13 protein-coding genes and 2 pseudogenes are annotated in these 15,157 nt (G+C 43.1%); 9 read left to right on the top strand and 6 right to left on the bottom strand.

Features of this window, described 5'->3' with window-relative positions; all coding sequences use genetic code 11:
* Positions 1-718: 718 nt before the first annotated feature.
* The 3 genes and pseudogenes from B0W44_RS15620 (at position 719) to B0W44_RS18950 (ending at position 2,573) form a co-directional block, all read left to right on the top strand.
* On the top strand, positions 719-1,945 hold the full coding sequence (locus tag B0W44_RS15620; protein ID WP_077718568.1) for an IS256 family transposase: 1,227 nt from the start codon (positions 719-721) through the stop codon (positions 1,943-1,945).
* Between the two features lie 65 nt (positions 1,946-2,010).
* Positions 2,011-2,436: pseudogene (locus tag B0W44_RS15615) on the top strand (tetratricopeptide repeat protein); the annotation flags it as partial.
* Between the two features lie 2 nt (positions 2,437-2,438).
* Positions 2,439-2,573 carry a hypothetical protein gene (locus B0W44_RS18950; protein WP_257788055.1) on the top strand — a complete coding sequence of 45 codons (135 nt, stop codon included), beginning with the start codon at positions 2,439-2,441 and terminating at the stop codon, positions 2,571-2,573.
* A gap of 96 nt (positions 2,574-2,669) precedes the next feature.
* Here the strand turns inward: B0W44_RS18950 and B0W44_RS15610 are convergent, their stop codons facing one another.
* The 6 genes and pseudogenes from B0W44_RS15610 to B0W44_RS19365 all read right to left on the bottom strand — a co-directional run.
* Positions 2,670-3,452, bottom strand: a complete 783-nt coding sequence (locus B0W44_RS15610) for a carbohydrate ABC transporter permease (protein WP_228441249.1) — start codon at positions 3,450-3,452, stop codon at positions 2,670-2,672.
* A gap of 66 nt (positions 3,453-3,518) precedes the next feature.
* Entirely contained in the window at positions 3,519-4,409 is an 891-nt protein-coding gene (locus B0W44_RS15605; protein WP_077720831.1) for a carbohydrate ABC transporter permease, read from the bottom strand.
* An 18-nt stretch (positions 4,410-4,427) separates the two neighbouring features.
* On the bottom strand, positions 4,428-5,720 hold the full coding sequence (locus B0W44_RS15600; protein ID WP_228441246.1) for an ABC transporter substrate-binding protein: 1,293 nt from the start codon (positions 5,718-5,720) through the stop codon (positions 4,428-4,430).
* Positions 5,721-6,136: 416 nt separating this feature from the next.
* Positions 6,137-7,420, bottom strand: a complete 1,284-nt coding sequence (locus B0W44_RS15595) for an IS110 family RNA-guided transposase (protein ID WP_077719633.1) — start codon at positions 7,418-7,420, stop codon at positions 6,137-6,139.
* A 261-nt stretch (positions 7,421-7,681) separates the two neighbouring features.
* Positions 7,682-8,302, bottom strand: a complete 621-nt coding sequence (locus B0W44_RS15590; RefSeq protein ID WP_237087417.1) for an IclR family transcriptional regulator — start codon at positions 8,300-8,302, stop codon at positions 7,682-7,684.
* A pseudogene (locus B0W44_RS19365) lies at positions 8,303-8,455 on the bottom strand (helix-turn-helix domain-containing protein); the annotation flags it as partial.
* A gap of 320 nt (positions 8,456-8,775) precedes the next feature.
* Here B0W44_RS19365 and B0W44_RS15585 point away from each other — a divergent pair.
* The 6 genes from B0W44_RS15585 to B0W44_RS15560 all read left to right on the top strand — a co-directional run bounded on the left by B0W44_RS15585 (position 8,776) and on the right by B0W44_RS15560 (position 15,051).
* Positions 8,776-9,588, top strand: a complete 813-nt coding sequence (locus B0W44_RS15585) for an SDR family NAD(P)-dependent oxidoreductase (RefSeq protein WP_169835626.1) — start codon at positions 8,776-8,778, stop codon at positions 9,586-9,588.
* 80 nt (positions 9,589-9,668) lie between these two features.
* Positions 9,669-10,790 (top strand): mandelate racemase/muconate lactonizing enzyme family protein, encoded by a 1,122-nt coding sequence (locus B0W44_RS15580; RefSeq protein WP_335582672.1) that lies wholly within the window; start codon positions 9,669-9,671, stop codon positions 10,788-10,790.
* Between the two features lie 5 nt (positions 10,791-10,795).
* A complete protein-coding gene (locus B0W44_RS15575; RefSeq protein ID WP_169835624.1) occupies positions 10,796-11,731 on the top strand; it encodes a dihydrodipicolinate synthase family protein in 936 nt (311 codons plus the stop codon).
* A gap of 86 nt (positions 11,732-11,817) precedes the next feature.
* Positions 11,818-13,035 (top strand): mandelate racemase/muconate lactonizing enzyme family protein, encoded by a 1,218-nt coding sequence (locus B0W44_RS15570; protein ID WP_169835623.1) that lies wholly within the window; start codon positions 11,818-11,820, stop codon positions 13,033-13,035.
* A gap of 18 nt (positions 13,036-13,053) precedes the next feature.
* Positions 13,054-14,076 (top strand): glycoside hydrolase family 88 protein, encoded by a 1,023-nt coding sequence (locus tag B0W44_RS15565; RefSeq protein WP_077720825.1) that lies wholly within the window; start codon positions 13,054-13,056, stop codon positions 14,074-14,076.
* A gap of 99 nt (positions 14,077-14,175) precedes the next feature.
* Positions 14,176-15,051: an SMP-30/gluconolactonase/LRE family protein gene (locus tag B0W44_RS15560; protein ID WP_077720824.1), complete on the top strand. Its 876-nt coding sequence runs from the start codon at positions 14,176-14,178 to the stop codon at positions 15,049-15,051.
* The last annotated feature ends 106 nt before the right edge of the window (positions 15,052-15,157 follow it).

Below are 15,157 nucleotides of genomic sequence, written 5' to 3'. Positions count from 1 at the left end.
AATGGGAGCCACTTCGTAAAGATTTGACCAGTTACATCTCGGACATTTTTCTTCTAAAAACGGTGACGTCCATCATCATACAGAAATGACGGCGAAGCAGAAAAACCTTTGCTATGCTTGGGATTGAGCCACCTCCAAGGTTTATTTTCCACTCGTTGCGCATTTAAGCTGCGAAGCCGATGACTTAAATCAAGAGAAAGCAAGGGTATTTACTCGCCTATACCGACTGTGGGGCATGTGAATGACTTTTGAGAGATAAAGGTATGCTGTCATCCACCGCCGTTGGGATCTTGTTGGCACACAGAATAACAGAATAGTTGGGAGCAAAATGGACGCCGCGTCTCGTTAATCTATAATCATCTGTTTTCTGGGATTTGGGATGATTGGAGGTCTTTTCATCCCTGATCCTTTTCATCCCTGATCCTTGAACCTATTAGCGTATCGAGTAAAACTTGAATCATGCTAGCTATTAAGACATAAATTTAATTTTTTTTATATGTTGTAGAATAACTTTATGACTTATCAAAGAATTGTTGACTTGCGTTCCCATCGTTATTTATAAAAAAGATGAGTGGGATTGGAAAAATAGCCACGTGTGATTGAGTTAAGTCCTTATAATTGTGTAAAATGGATTCCTTAAAAATAAAGGAGCCAATTTCAAAATCCTCGGTTAGAATGGAGTTGTCGGAAATACCATTCTGGAGAGGAGAATTTTGAAATGGCTCAATACCAGATTACCGTAGATCAAGAACTTTTGCAGCAACTTTTTTTAGGACATTCAAAAGACGCTGGTGTAGCGAAATTACTGGAATCGGTATTAAACCAAATTCTCCAAGCGCAGGTGACCGAACAGCTGGCAGCTGAACGCTATGAACGCACGGATTCCCGTCAAGGCTATCGCAATGGATCCTATCCTCATCAATTAACCACTCGGGTGGGGACCATTACGTTACGTGTTCCACGGATTCGAAACGGTCAGTTCTCCACTGAACTGTTTGCCCGTTACCAACGGAGCGAGCAAGCTTTGGTGTTGGCTTTGATGGAAATGGTCGTGAATGGGGTTTCCACACGTAAAGTGACTCAGATTACCGAAGAGCTTTGCGGCACTCATTTTTCCAAGTCCACCGTTTCAGACCTGTGCAAAAGGCTTGATCCTATTGTGGAGGCTTGGAATTATCGTCCGCTTTCAGACCGCCGGTTCCCGTTTGTGCTGGTGGATGCCTTGTACCTCAAAGTCCGTGAGGATGGCCGGGTACGGTCCAGAGGAGTGATGATAGGAATCGGTGTCAACACAGACGGTTACCGGGAAGTCTTGGGGATCATGACCGGTGACACGGAATCGGAAGCCAGCTGGAGCGAATTTTTCAGTTGGTTAAAACAACGTGGTCTTGGTGGTGTCGATTTGATCACCTCTGATGACCATGGCGGTTTAGTCCGTGCCATTCGTCACCATTTCCAAGGGGTCACCTGGCAACGCTGTCAAACCCATTTGATGCGTAATATTCTGGATGCCACACCAAAAGCGCTGAGAGACGAAGTTCATCGCCATGTCCGTGGCATCCTGGATGCAGCGGATATCGAAACAGCCAGAATGCTTTTGAACGAAACGCTGAAAGTCTTTGAAGAGAAAGCGCCTAAAGCCATGCGTATTTTGGAAAACGGGTTTGATGATGCCACCGCCGTTTTGGCTTTCCCTGAGAAGTACCGTAAGCGACTGCGTACCACCAACAGCGTCGAGCGGTTGAACGAAGAAATCCGCAGACGGGAACGTGTGATTCGCATTTTTCCCAACCGCCAATCGGTGATTCGTCTGTTGGGGGCCTTACTCATGGAACAGGATGAGAAGTGGGCCAGTGGTCGGAAATACCTCGATATGGAAGATTACTTCACCTGGCGCAAAAGCCATTCAGCAAAAACACATAGTAAGGTGACACGCATCATGTAGGCAGCTTATCTAACCGAGGAGCTTTTTACACACAATTTTGGACTTGATCTTATCGTGTCGGAGAGTACGATAAAGCTATTCACTTTCTTGATATTGCGTGTAAATTGTGTCAGGAAACAAAAGACGAGCACAACCTTGCTGTTGTATATATTTCATACGGAGAAGTATATTATCAGACAAAGGATTATGAAAAGGCTTTGGAGTTCACTAACAAAGCAACTGATTTAGTGAAAAATTTTCACTTTACTTATGAGTACCTTCAGTTACTTCTCGTAAAAGCACATATTTCTTTGGGTATCCATTCCGAGCATATTTTAAATATTTGTCAAGAAGCTATTCAGTTGGCGGAGAAAACTAAACTGTACAACAAAAAGAAGGATTTTCATATGGTCCTGGCAAAATATTACGACAGGTGCGGTAATAAGGAGCATTTCCTGCGTGAGACGGAGAATCTATTTCGTGTAGAACGTTTATTACAAGGGGAGGAATGAAGATGAAGAAGATCGTGATCGGATTATTACTGGCGGTCCTATTATCGATGCCTTTCACAGCCTTTGCTGCGGATACAACTCCAGGAGCAAACAGCATTGTCATTGTCGATGATCGTAACAGTGATAGCGGATCGTAGGGTGCAAGTGTGTATCAAGCAGCCCGTCTCATCATGAGGCCGGGCTGCTTATTTCGTTATGCCATAATGAGCGTCCGTGACAGGATCAACGTATACCTACCCTTTAACAGCTCCTGACGTGAGGCCTTGAATGAAAAACCGTTGTAATAGGATAAACATCACCGTTACCGGCAGAGAAACAATAATGGAAGCAGCCATCATTTCCCCCCAGTTTTGCTGGAATTCTCCCATATAATTGAGGATTAACCCCGGAGCGAGTGTTCTTTTTTCAGGGGAAGTAATGAGCGTAAGCGAATAAAGCAGATCGTTCCAGCTCCATACGAATCCGTAAATAGCCGTCGAAATCATCCCCGGTATAGAGATGGGGAAAATGATTTTGTGGATGATCCTACATTGATTCGCCCCGTCGATTTTGGCTGATTCAATAAGGGCGTCAGGCAGTTGGTCGAAGTAAGCTTTCATGGTTAATGTGCCGACGGGTAATACGAATACGATAAACGACAGTATGAGCGACAAATAATTGTCGAGTAAACCGAATGCTTGCATCATGACATAAATGGACAATAAGAGAACGGCATGGGGAAACACTTGGGAAATTAATATCGAAACCATAAAGGTCTTCCTGCCTCTATAGCGAAACTTGGAAAAACTGTAACCGGCATAAGCCGAAACCATCGTCGCAAAAAAACTGCTCAGTATCGCGACAAATAAACTATTCTTTAAATAATTGAGCAACAAGCCATCCGTTAAGGCACTTGTAAAGTTGGAGAGAGTAGGGTTATTGGGAAAAAGTGTGGGTAAAAATACTTCTTCAGGTGTTTTCAAAGCTGTATTAAACATCCAGTACAAAGGGAAAAAAACAAAAAAACCTATGAGCACTAAGGAAAAAATGAAGACCAGTTTAAAACCGATAGTATTCTCAAACAAAGCTATCCATCTCCCATGTTAAACGGTTTCTTCTTTTTGTTTCTTGAAATAGAAAATTGAAAAAACGAATAAAAGAAAGACCCAGATCATGCCGATTGCAGCCGCTACTCCCAGATTCCATTCTTGGAAAGCGGTGCGGTAAACTTCAACCGAGAACGTTGTTGTGGCCCTCGCCGGTCCGCCTTCAGTCATGACCCAGAGCAGGTCAAAATGTTGTAAACTCCCTATAGTGCCCAAGATTAATACAAGCGAGATGATCGGTTTTATGCTGGGCAGAATCACATTCCACAGCACTTGCCAGTTTCCGGCCCCGTCGATTTTTGCAGCTTCGACTTGATCATGCTGGACACCTTGGAGTCCTCCTAAGAGGAAGGCCATAAACCACGGTAAGGTTTGCCACGTTTTTGCTATAATCACCACGAGCATGGCGGTATCTGTATTTCCCAGCCAGTTAACGTTTGCATCGATTAGACCGACTTTTTGTAAAAGTGCGTTAAACAAACCATACTCACCGTGAAAAATCCACATCCACAAGAATCCAATCGCGGTGCTGGGAATAATCCAGTCCACAAGCGTAATGCCACGAAGAACTTCCGAACCTTTGAACCCTTGATTCAATACTAAAGCCCATATAAGACCTAACAAAAAGGGCAGTAATGTTCCCCCTATAACAAAAATAACGGTATTGAGCACTACATCCAGAAAGTTAGGGTCGGCGAGAACTTTTTTAAAATTCGTTAGACCAATCAATTGGCTTTCGGCATGGAGCAAATTTTGGTTTGTCAAACTCATGACGAATGAATTTAAAAAAGGGTACAATATAATAAAACAAAATACGGCTAGTGCTGGTAAGACTAACAGAAAGCCTGTTTGGCTTTCTGTTAGTCTTAATGGCTTCTTTTGGTTCATGAAGTTTTAACACCTCAATTAATTTAGGGTAGATTCGATGCGAGAAGCGGCGTTATCTAAAGCTTCTTGGGCGGTTTTTCCGTCGAGTAAAGCAGCTTGAATTTCCTCGGTAATAATGGTGTCGATCTCACTGCTTTGGTTAAACTTTTGTACATTGCTGGGTCGTCCAGCCTTTGTAATTTCGGCCCAATTCTTCGAGAACTCATCTTGTTGTACGGCTTCACTCTCGAGCGCTGAATTAATCACCGGCAGCAATCCGCCTTCTTCAAAGTAGCGTACCGACTGTTCTTTACTAATCAGATGTTTAATAAATTCAGCCGCTTTTTCCTTGTTGTTGGCATTGTCGAAGATGACGAGCATATGGCCCCATAACTTGGATTGTGGTTGGTCCTCTTCATTTAGAACAGGTCGAAGCATTGGCTGAATGCGTTCATTCAATTCATCATCAGACACGCCACTTGATTTTAAAATACTTTTTGCCAGAACGGCGTCATCATAAAACCCGACTTTATTTTGAGCAAACAGTTCGCGGGCATCAAAACGGCTCATGTCCATCTTGATGTAACCTTGGTCCTTAAGGCTCTTTAACCATTCAAGTGTTTGAACGCCTTCCGGACTGTTAATGGTGACATTGCCCTCCTCATCAAAGACTTCACCGCCGAATGTCCAGAGCCAGGCCTGAAAATCGCCCGACACGCTGCCGGCGTCTTTGGTTGTCAAAGCATACGGGATAACGTCAGGATTCGATTCTTTTAATTTTTTTAACGCTTTCTCAAATTCTTCGATTGTTTTGGGAGTCTCGGTAACACCCGCTTTTTCCAACAGTGAGGGATTGTTAACCATGCCGATCGATGCCAGTGTCCAAGGAATACCTACCTGTTTTCCGTCAATTTGTCCCGATTCGAGATAAGATTCTTGAATGTTTTCCTTCAACCACTGCTCATCAAAGACTGTATTCAGATCGACGAGCTTTCCCGTATCGGCCAAGGTTTGTAACCAGGCGATATCGATTTGTCCGACATCAATATTTTCGCCGCCTTGGGTTCTAATAATCATTTGCTGCAAAGCTTCAGCCCACGGCCATCCAACCCATTCCACATTATGATCCGGATTATCCTTATTCCAATCCTGGATCATGTTCTGAATGATCGGCTTAAAAGTTTCTTCTTCTCCACTCCAGCCAACCCAGACCATCTTGCCGTCTTTACTTTTATTTGCCGTTTCGCTTTCACTTTCATTGGAGCAAGCGACTGACAAGACAAGCAACGACGTGATAAGTACACCCAACAATAACCTCTTTCTGACTTTCAAATGAATAACCTCCCTCTTGAAATAAATAATTTTCTTTAACATGCTCGTTCATTCTCAAATTTTCATAGGAACTTATTTCGAAGCTTTTTCATGGCTTTTACCAGAAAGTCCTCTTTTCGGAATATTCCGATAGAGTGAAGAGTAATGCCCTAAAACTCCTGTAATGGAATTTTCAAAATTATTTATGATCGCGCATCTCTTCTCCACTCAGCTCATGGTCGCTTACCCTCCCATGGCTCACGGGATTTTCTCCTCACATTCCTTCGTCCGGCATATCCATGAGGTGGAGGCCGACTTTGCTCCTTTACGGGGTCTGGGCCCTGATGGTGAAAATATGGTTCGGCTCTGCGCTTCGATTGTGTTCCCACCGTCCTTGAGTGTCAAACGAAAGGTTGCCTACTCCCTAACTTTTTCTTTTAAGCTGCTTCCTGTATGGAAAACTGAGGCATGTCTCGCAGCATTTTCTCGCCGTCAAACCGGTATCGTTTCTTGGCCATTGCAAAAAACACGCGGATGAGTTTACAACTCAGGGCAATGAGCGATTCTTGTTTCTTAAGCGGGTGTTCTTGCCGCGTTGTATAGTATTCGTGCAAGGCTTTAAAGGCCGCATTATGCACAACGAGCGGACGAACCACGAGATATAAGGCTTTGCGCAGTCGCCTGCGTCCACGCTTGGTGATGTGGGTCTGACCTTTGCATTTCCCCGATTGGTGTACGGTTAAGCTCAGCCCGGCAAGGCGTTGGATCTGGCGTGGATGTTCATAGTGGGCGATGTCTCCAACCTCGCCGAAAAAGGTGGCCACGGTCAAAACGTTAACGCCCTTCATGGCGATCATCTCTTCAGTTCCTGGAATCACTTTGACCAGCTGCTCCATCTCTTCATCGATGCTTGCGATGCTTTCTTGAAGATGCTCGTATTGTTTGAGCAAACTTTGCAGGGCACGTTTGGCCATCCGCGTTCCGACGGTTAATCCGATGGAACGCTCAGCTGCTTGCCGCAGTGTATGGGCCCGTTTGATTCCGATGCCTCGCTGGGCGACCTGTTTCCACTCCCTCACCAGGTCTTCTGCCGATATGGCAGTGACCTCTGCCGGCAATGGGAAATGGCTCAGGGTATACCAAGCGGCTTTGCCATCCCAATCTTTAAACACTCTCCGGAATTCCGGAAAATAACGATCGAGCCAGTTGTCAATCCGACCGGTGATGATCTGCAAATCTTTCGACAGCTGATCGCGAATTTTAAGGCCTTCCCGCAGTTCGGCATATACACCCTCTTGCAGGTTCGGTACGGCGTATCGGCCGTCTGTGATCAATTGGGCGATGACGTGGGCGTCTTTTGTATCTGTTTTAGATGGCGAATTGTCATCGAGCTCCTTCGCTTTTTTCACATGCATCGGATTGACGACGACAAACGGGATTTCTTTCGCCTTGGCGAAATAGGCGAGATTGAACCAATAGTGTCCGGTCGGTTCACAACCGAGGATCACATGTGTTTTTTCATATGCCTGTTGCTTCTCGGACACCCAAGCTAATAATCGCTCAAAGCCCGTTATGTTGTTTTCAAAAACCAATCGCTTACCAAACTCATACCCTCGGTCATCGACTGCTCGGGCGACGTGCTTTTCTTTCGCAATGTCAATCCCTACAACTAATGTCTCCGGTGTGATTTGCTTCAATTTCTTATTCCGGTTATAATTCACTTCGAGTCCTCCTTGGGTTTTGAATTTAGGAGTCGATGTCATCGACATCCCGTACTATACCAAGGAGGCTCTTTTTTGTTAAACCTCAATTTTCTTCATTACAGGAATGCTCCTTTTATTATGTAAGAATGTTTCGTAAATTTTACAATTTGGATTGCTGCTCAGGAATTAGCGGAAATCATGTGTGTAAACGCTTGAAAATCGAGCGAAAGTAAAGTGCCAAGGTAAAAACTGAACAATCCCTTAAAAACTGAATCCAATCTATAACCGATTGGCGACCGTGATATACCCCATTTTTAATGAGATAAGGTCCGTTGTTTCTATTAACTTCCTCGACAGCTTTTGTTCGCGTTCTTCCAGATTCATCTCGGATAAAGGGCCCGAAATGCTAACTCCGCCTAAAACCTTCCCGGTCCTGCCGCGAACAGGGGCAGCGATGCATGCTCTTCCGAGTGCTAACTCTTCCTTTTCCACCGCATAACCTCGATTTCTCACCGTTTCCAGTTCCTTAAGCAAATCTTCTTTATTGGTAATAGTGTGTTGGGTAAGCGGATAAAGCCCTTCTTGTTTTATGATCGAATCAAGCTCGTCTTTTTCCAGGTGAGCAAGCAGCACCTTTCCGATCCCGGTACAATGCAAAGGGTTCCGATAGCCGACCATGGTGTACATGCGCGGTGACTTGCGACTATCTACATGGGCCAGATAAAACATTTTTCCTTTATTTAAAATGGCCAGGTTAGCCCCCAATTGCAGTTCTTGTTCCAACTTGTGAAGTTCCGGAAGCGCTTGTTTTCTGATTTCATAATTGTTTAAAGCGATTCCGCTTAGGGATATAATCTCCGGTCCTAAGCGGTAACAACCTGAAAATTCATCCTTTTCCACGAATCCCAAGCTTTCCATTGTAGAGAGAAGTCTTGAAACATTACTGGCCGTAAGGTCCAACTTTTTGGCTATATCGGATCCTCTGAGGAGTGGTTCTTCTTCCGTAAAGCATGACAGGATAGCCAGAGCTCTGGTAACACTTTGCGTTGGCATTGTGGATTTTTGTACTGACAACCAATTACACCCTTTCGCAAATGAATCTTTATTAGAGTTATTTCGTATTATATAATCTTATTTCATAATAAGCAATATTATTTTATTAATTTTTGTCATTGACCTGTCTCGTTCATTATGATACAGCATCTAAATTCTTCATATAGATAAAAGAATATAATAAAATTGGTTTGGCCCTTTGCAAGAAAAATAAAAAAATATGCGGATTGGACTTGACTGAATCATTTTGAATACTTTATCATTCATTATATAAAACTTATTTACATATTATAAAAATCAATTTCCAATATATCAAGGGTGTGAACGCTATCGAACAAAAGACAGTTTTTATCACGGGTGCTGCTAACGGTATCGGTAGAAGTATGGCGATTCAATTTGCGGAGGAAGGATACTTTGTATTTATTGCGGACATTGATGTTGACAACGGAAAGCTAGTCGAGCAGCGCGTCATTGATGGAGGCGGGTCGGCGAAATTTATCCGCCTCGATGTTCGAGACGAACAGGCAATCAAAAAGGTTTTCAACACTATTTCGCACTTAGATGTTTTAGTTAATAATGCTGGGATGACTTATGCCAAATCGGTCGAAGATTTGCCGGCAAGTGAGTGGAACACGATCATTGATTTGTGTTTGCAATCTGTGTTTTTATGCAGCAAATACGCCTTGCCCGCACTCAAAAAATCGGAACATCCGAGCATTATCAACATGGCTTCCATTAATGCTTTTTGTGTCAGTCCCGGGCTTCCCGCTTACTCTGCTGCCAAAGGAGGAATCATCTCGCTCACAAAACAAATGGCAGTCGAGTATGGCGCTCAAAATATAAGGGTCAATGCTATTTCACCCGGATTTATCTTAACTGAACAGACAGAAAGAGCTCTTAAAGAGCATGAAAGTGAATGGGAAATGACGTTGGAATGTTATCCCCTGGGAAGATTGGGCAAACCGGAAGATATCGCTTATGCTGCTCTATTTTTGGCAGATGACAAGGCGGGATTTATTAACGGCATCAATCTGGTCGTCGACGGGGGGATGTCTGTCCAAGCGGTCGGGGCGGTGATTAAACCCGGATTGAGAAGCCGTTGGAAAGAAGGGTTCTTTAAATTAGAAAAGTAACATGAAGGTGAGCCAATGAAGATTGTTTCGATTGAAATTTTTCCAGTTAAAATAAACAATTCTCCCATTTATTTGGGTGAATCGTCAGGTTTAAAAGAAGAGGATTACTATGTACGCCCGAGTACCGATCCATCTATTCGCGAAATCTGGAAAGTTTAATCGTCAAGCTTACGACAGACAATGGTCTAGAAGGGTGGGGAGAAGCTTTAGCCCCGGTAGGCCCGGAAATACCCGGGAACATTATTTCCAGTTTGTTCAAACCTTTTTTATTGGGGAAAGACCCGAGGCAAATTAACGTCATATGGAATAAACTTTATGATTCAATGCGTGAACGCGGATACTTTACCGGTTTTATGGTGGATGCGATTACCGCTGTTGATGTTGCCTTGTGGGATCTCTATGGCAAGTCGCTCGATCTGCCTGTTCATCAACTGCTTGGCGGGGCGTTCAGAAGTGAAATTCCTGCTTATGTATCCGGACTGCCGGAAAAAGAAATGGCCAAAAAAATAGAAAGAGCTCAACAGTGGAAACAGCAAGGGTTCAATGCTATCAAATTGCACTTGGGCTATGGAATTAAAGAAGATGTCGAGATCATGAATCAATTGCGGGAACATCTTGGAGCCGATTTTCGCCTAATGGTCGATGCCCATTGGCAATATACTGTACCCGATGCCATCAGATTAGGTAGAGAGCTTGAAAAATTAAATATTGAATTTTTGGAAGCTCCGACCCTGCCGGAAGATGTGGACGGTCATGTTGAGATTACAAGATCGTTGGATATGGCAGTCGCGATCGGTGAAGCGAAGCGAACGAAGTTTCAATTTAAAGAGCGTCTGGTTAAACGCGCTGCGGACGTCCTGCAGCCCGATGTGGGGCGTGTCGGGATTACCGAGATGAGAAACATTGCGGTATTAGCGGAAACGTTCGGCATCCCTATTGCTCCTCACTTGAGTGTCGGCCTCGGAATATGTATTGCAGCGACCTTGCAAGTGAGTGCGGCGATCAACAATTTTTACATCTTGGAGTTTCAACCAAGTGTATTTCCAAATGCGAACAAATTAGTCTGTAATTCTTTAGTTTGTGAAAAAGGGAGATATTTATTGCCTGACGGACCCGGATTAGGAGTAAACGTCGATGAAGCCTTTATAAGAGAAAATTGCAGTAATCCACTCTTGTTAACTAACGGAAGGAGGCTATCATGACTATCATGGCAAAATTAGATTCAGTCCATTTAGAAGGTGTTTATCCCATACTGGCCACTCCCTTTGATGAGCAGGGCAATTTGGATGAACATAGTTTAAGAGAATTGGTTCGTTTCCAGATTGCTCAACAAGTGAATGGGATCGCTCTTTTTGGCAATGCCAGTGAAATGTATACCTTAACGAATGATGAACGCAGACGGATTTCAAGCATTGTGGTTGAAGAGACCGGTGGAAAAGTGCCGCTCGTATACGGAACCGGTCATACAGGTATTCAAGGGGCTGTCGAGTTAAGTCAGGAAGCTGAAAAGGCAGGTGCAAGTGCTTTAATGGTTCTTCCGCCTTATTATGTAAAGCCCGACAATGAACGTCTGTATGACTATTTTGCAGAGGTCGCCCGGTCCGTCGATATTCCGATTATGATTCAAGATGCGTCAAATGCGAGTGGAGTGAATCTTTCCGTTGATTTTATTATCAGGTTAAACAAGGACTTTCCTAACATTTCTTATGTTAAAGTTGAATCACCGCCGACCACTCCTAAAATAAAAGAAATTGTTGACAAATCGGGAGGAAATTTAAAAGTGTTCGGCGGTATGAACGGGATGTATCTCATTGAAGAACTGGAAAGCGGAGCAATCGGGACAATGCCGGCATGCGAATTTCCCGATGTTTGTGTAAAAATATACAGGCACTTTTCAAGGCAAGAATTTAAAGAAGCTAGAAGTGTATTTTACAAATATTTGCCTTTTATAAGAATTGGCACACTAGGAAAGTATGCTATGGCCGTACACAAAGATATCTTAAAAACGGGCGGGGTTATAAACTCTTCTTATGTGAGAAACCCGAATGTACCCCTTACTGATGATATTAAAAGACATGTGTACAATACACTCGAAGGTCTTACATTGAATGCTTTAAATTGGCAGGAAACGAAGTTAAGGTAACCAGTTCCGGATTCATATGAGTGTCCGCGTTGCAGCCGCTTTGCCTTGAGAAAAGAATGATGGTTACGAAAGGAGAGTTTGGACGAATGAAAATTACAAAAGTAGAAACATATGCTATACAAGCTGAAAATACAGGTGAGCAAGAGTATTGGGGGAAAAGGTCATGGGTTACTGAACAAAAAAAGAACCAATCGAAGGTCGTTGTTCCAGAAGGATTAGAGTATCCACCTAAATGGAGAATGCGGGCGAGTTATTCTGACACCATAGACACATGTATCGTAAAAGTACAAACAAATGAAGGGATTATTGGTTGGGGAGAAGCAAAGGCACCCGTTGCTCCAAAAGTAGTCAAAACTATTATTGACGAATTGTTAACACCTATAATATTAAATCGGGATCCCTTTGAGACAGAAGTTTTATGGGAAAAAATGTATTCCACCATGCGTTTACGAGGGCATCTGTCGGGTTTTTTCTTAGAAGCGATTAGTGGCATAGATATTGCTCTATGGGATATTCTCGGTAAATCATTAAACCAACCTATCTATAAACTGTTGGGGGGTGCATTTAGAGATGAAATTAATTTGTATGGTTCCGGAGTCCCGGGGTTGAGGCAAGGTGCTGACCAAGATGCAGTGAATCAATTAATTCGGGATACTGAAAACTTGCTTCAAAAAGGGTTTAATGCAATAAAGATAGCCGGCGGACATGGCATTACCGCTGATAAGAAAACGATAGAAATCGTACGGGATGTAGCTGGAAGTCAATGTGCATTGTACTTAGATACAGCCGGTAATTATAATCTTAAGTCTGCAAAGGAGTTAGGAGAGTTTGCAGAAGAGTATGGTGTTGGTTTCTTAGAAGCCCCCGCGCCCCCTGAACTCATTTCAGTTTATAGTGAATTGTCAAATGCAATCAATATTCCAATCGCAAGTGACTTAATTACTAGCCGATATCAAGCACAAGCATATTTTGAGAAAAAAGCACTGGATCTCGTACAACCTGATATATGTCGTGCCGGGGGAATTACGGAATGTCGTAAGATCGCATTTTTAGCAGATGTTAACGGTGCGGCCTTTGCTCCACATGTAAGTATCGGTTCAGCCATTCATTTTGCAGCAAGCGCCCATTTAGCGGCGGCTGTCCCGAATTTTATGATCATGGAGTATTGGGCCGGAGTGAACCCAATTGGCAGTGCTATTTTAAAAACTCCGTTTGAACAAGTCAATGGAAAACTAAAACTTCCTCAGAAACCAGGTTTAGGAATCGACATAATAGAAGACAAGCTTTTGGCGTATGCCAATTAAAGAAAGGGAGGGGATTATGTGGTTAACGAACAATATGAAAAATGTTTTATGAATGTTCTTTCAACAGTTTACAATTATAAGCCAAAATACTGGGGATTTGGTGAAGCTATTGCTATAGATGCTTTGCTGGATGCGGGCGAGCTATTTAATGATAAAAAACTAAAAAAGAGAACGGTTGATCATTTTCAAAAATGGTGGGAATTAAAAGATTCTCAAGTTCAGTTTGAAGATCATGTGACGCCTTCCTACTCGTTAGTGAAATTAGTCGAAACCAACGATATCCCGGATGCGCCGTTAGTTGAATTAACAAGCTTATTTTTTAATTACAATGAAGGGGAACCGCCCGTACATCGGCCTGATAAAGAATACCCGTTGAATCATCATTTGTGGGTTGATTGTTTGTATACAGATGGGCGATTTTTTTCAAAGATGATTAAACAGGGACATGAAAGATTTAATGAATTATTAATTAAACATTTCGTAGGCCATATTCATTGTTTATACAACGAAAAAAATCACCTCTTTTCACATGGTTACGAAGTAGATAAAAGTGCTCCGAACAATATCTTCTGGGGAAGGGGAAATGGCTGGGCATTGTATGGGATTTTAGACACGTATGAAAACTTGCCAACAAGTCCAATCAAGAGTTATTTATTAAAGGTCTTCAAAGAGTGTTTAAACACTGTTATCTATTATTATGATAGCGGCAACAAAGGCTGGCACACTGTGCTGGACCACCCGGAAACATATATTGAAAATTCGTTGCCAGCGTTATTCTCTGGAATTGTTTACAAGGCATGCAGGTTGGAAGTGTGTGACAAGAGCTATTTAAACGTAGCTGATGAGTCATTCTACCACTTACTAAACTCCGTTAATCAAAATGGTCAATTGTTAGGAGTGTCGGACGCCACCCCAGTAGGTAATATACATAATTACAATTCAAGAAAAACTGGCAGTTATATTTGGGGGCAGGGTGCCCTGTTAAGAGCATTCTTGGAGAAGGAGAGGCTGTCTGGAAGGCGAAAAAACGAAGACGTTTGAAACTTTAACGGATTACCTAAACAAAGTTAGGTAGGTGCCGGAATCACGACATATGCTGGACGTCTTTATTATTTAAGGATTGGGAGGAGGGTGTTGTTTATGAAAGAACCGCAACTTGTGCTGGATGCAAATGCGACACTTGGCGAAGGACCTTCTTGGGATCAGACCAATCAAGTGCTTTATTGGGTGGATGTTCAAGAAAAACGAGTACATGTTTATGATCCTTACAAGCACGAGAATCGGAGCATCCAATTAAATCAGTTTGTCGGAGCGGTTGTCCCAAGAGAAGCTGGCGGGGTCGCATTAGCTCTGGCCAGTGGTTTTTATACTTTAGATCTTAGAACGGAAGCTTTATGTTTTATTGGCGATCCTGAGCGACATTTGACTAACAACCGCTTTAATGACGGGAAGTGTGACCCCAAAGGAAGGTTCTGGGCGGGTACAATGTCACTAATGGGTGAAGCGGAACAGGGAACATTGTACCGCCTGAATACTAATGAGAGTATTCAACCTGTTCTTACTAATGTGAGCGTTTCCAATGGTATCTGCTGGAGCCCGGATCATCAAACGATGTATTACATCGACACTCCCACACAGAGCGTAACCGCTTTTGACTATGAACTCGAAACTGGCAATATTTCGAAGTCACGAGTCGTGATAAAGGTACCGGATCGAGAAGGTAAACCGGATGGTATGACGATCGATGAGGAAGGAATGCTATGGATTGCACATTGGGGAGGCTATCAGGTAGCTCGATGGAATCCTTATACGGGTAAAAAGTTAGACCGCATTTTACTGCCTGCATCATTATGCACTTCGTGCGTTTTTGGTGGGAAAAATTTGGATGAACTGTTTATCACTACGGCCAGATTCGGCATAAGCGAGGATGAGTTATCCAAGCAGCCGCATGCCGGAGGATTGTTCAGAGTAAAAACAAATGTGAAAGGAGCCCCCACCTATGCATTTAAAGGTTAGTTATTAGACTCTTAGAAAAATTTGTCGTCAAATTGTATCGTGATTTTGCAACTAATGAAAGCAAAGTCACTGAGAAGCGTGTATAAGGGAACGGAAGAAGGATTTC

This window comes from Novibacillus thermophilus (genome assembly GCF_002005165.1).
Classification (GTDB): domain Bacteria; phylum Bacillota; class Bacilli; order Thermoactinomycetales; family Novibacillaceae; genus Novibacillus; species Novibacillus thermophilus.
Note: the sequence above shows the minus strand (reverse complement) of the source record. Positions and strands in the feature narration are given on the sequence as shown.

What these genes read in the sequence shown, in the direction of transcription:
- B0W44_RS15620 (WP_077718568.1), top strand. Translation starts at nt 719, where the DNA reads ATGGCTCAATACCAGATTACCGTAGATCAAGAACTTTTGCAGCAACTT.
- B0W44_RS18950 (WP_257788055.1), top strand. Translation starts at nt 2,439, where the DNA reads ATGAAGAAGATCGTGATCGGATTATTACTGGCGGTCCTATTATCGATG.
- B0W44_RS15605 (WP_077720831.1), bottom strand. Translation starts at nt 4,409, where the DNA reads ATGAACCAAAAGAAGCCATTAAGACTAACAGAAAGCCAAACAGGCTTT.
- B0W44_RS15575 (WP_169835624.1), top strand. Translation starts at nt 10,796, where the DNA reads ATGGCAAAATTAGATTCAGTCCATTTAGAAGGTGTTTATCCCATACTG.
- B0W44_RS15570 (WP_169835623.1), top strand. Translation starts at nt 11,818, where the DNA reads ATGAAAATTACAAAAGTAGAAACATATGCTATACAAGCTGAAAATACA.
- B0W44_RS15560 (WP_077720824.1), top strand. Translation starts at nt 14,176, where the DNA reads ATGAAAGAACCGCAACTTGTGCTGGATGCAAATGCGACACTTGGCGAA.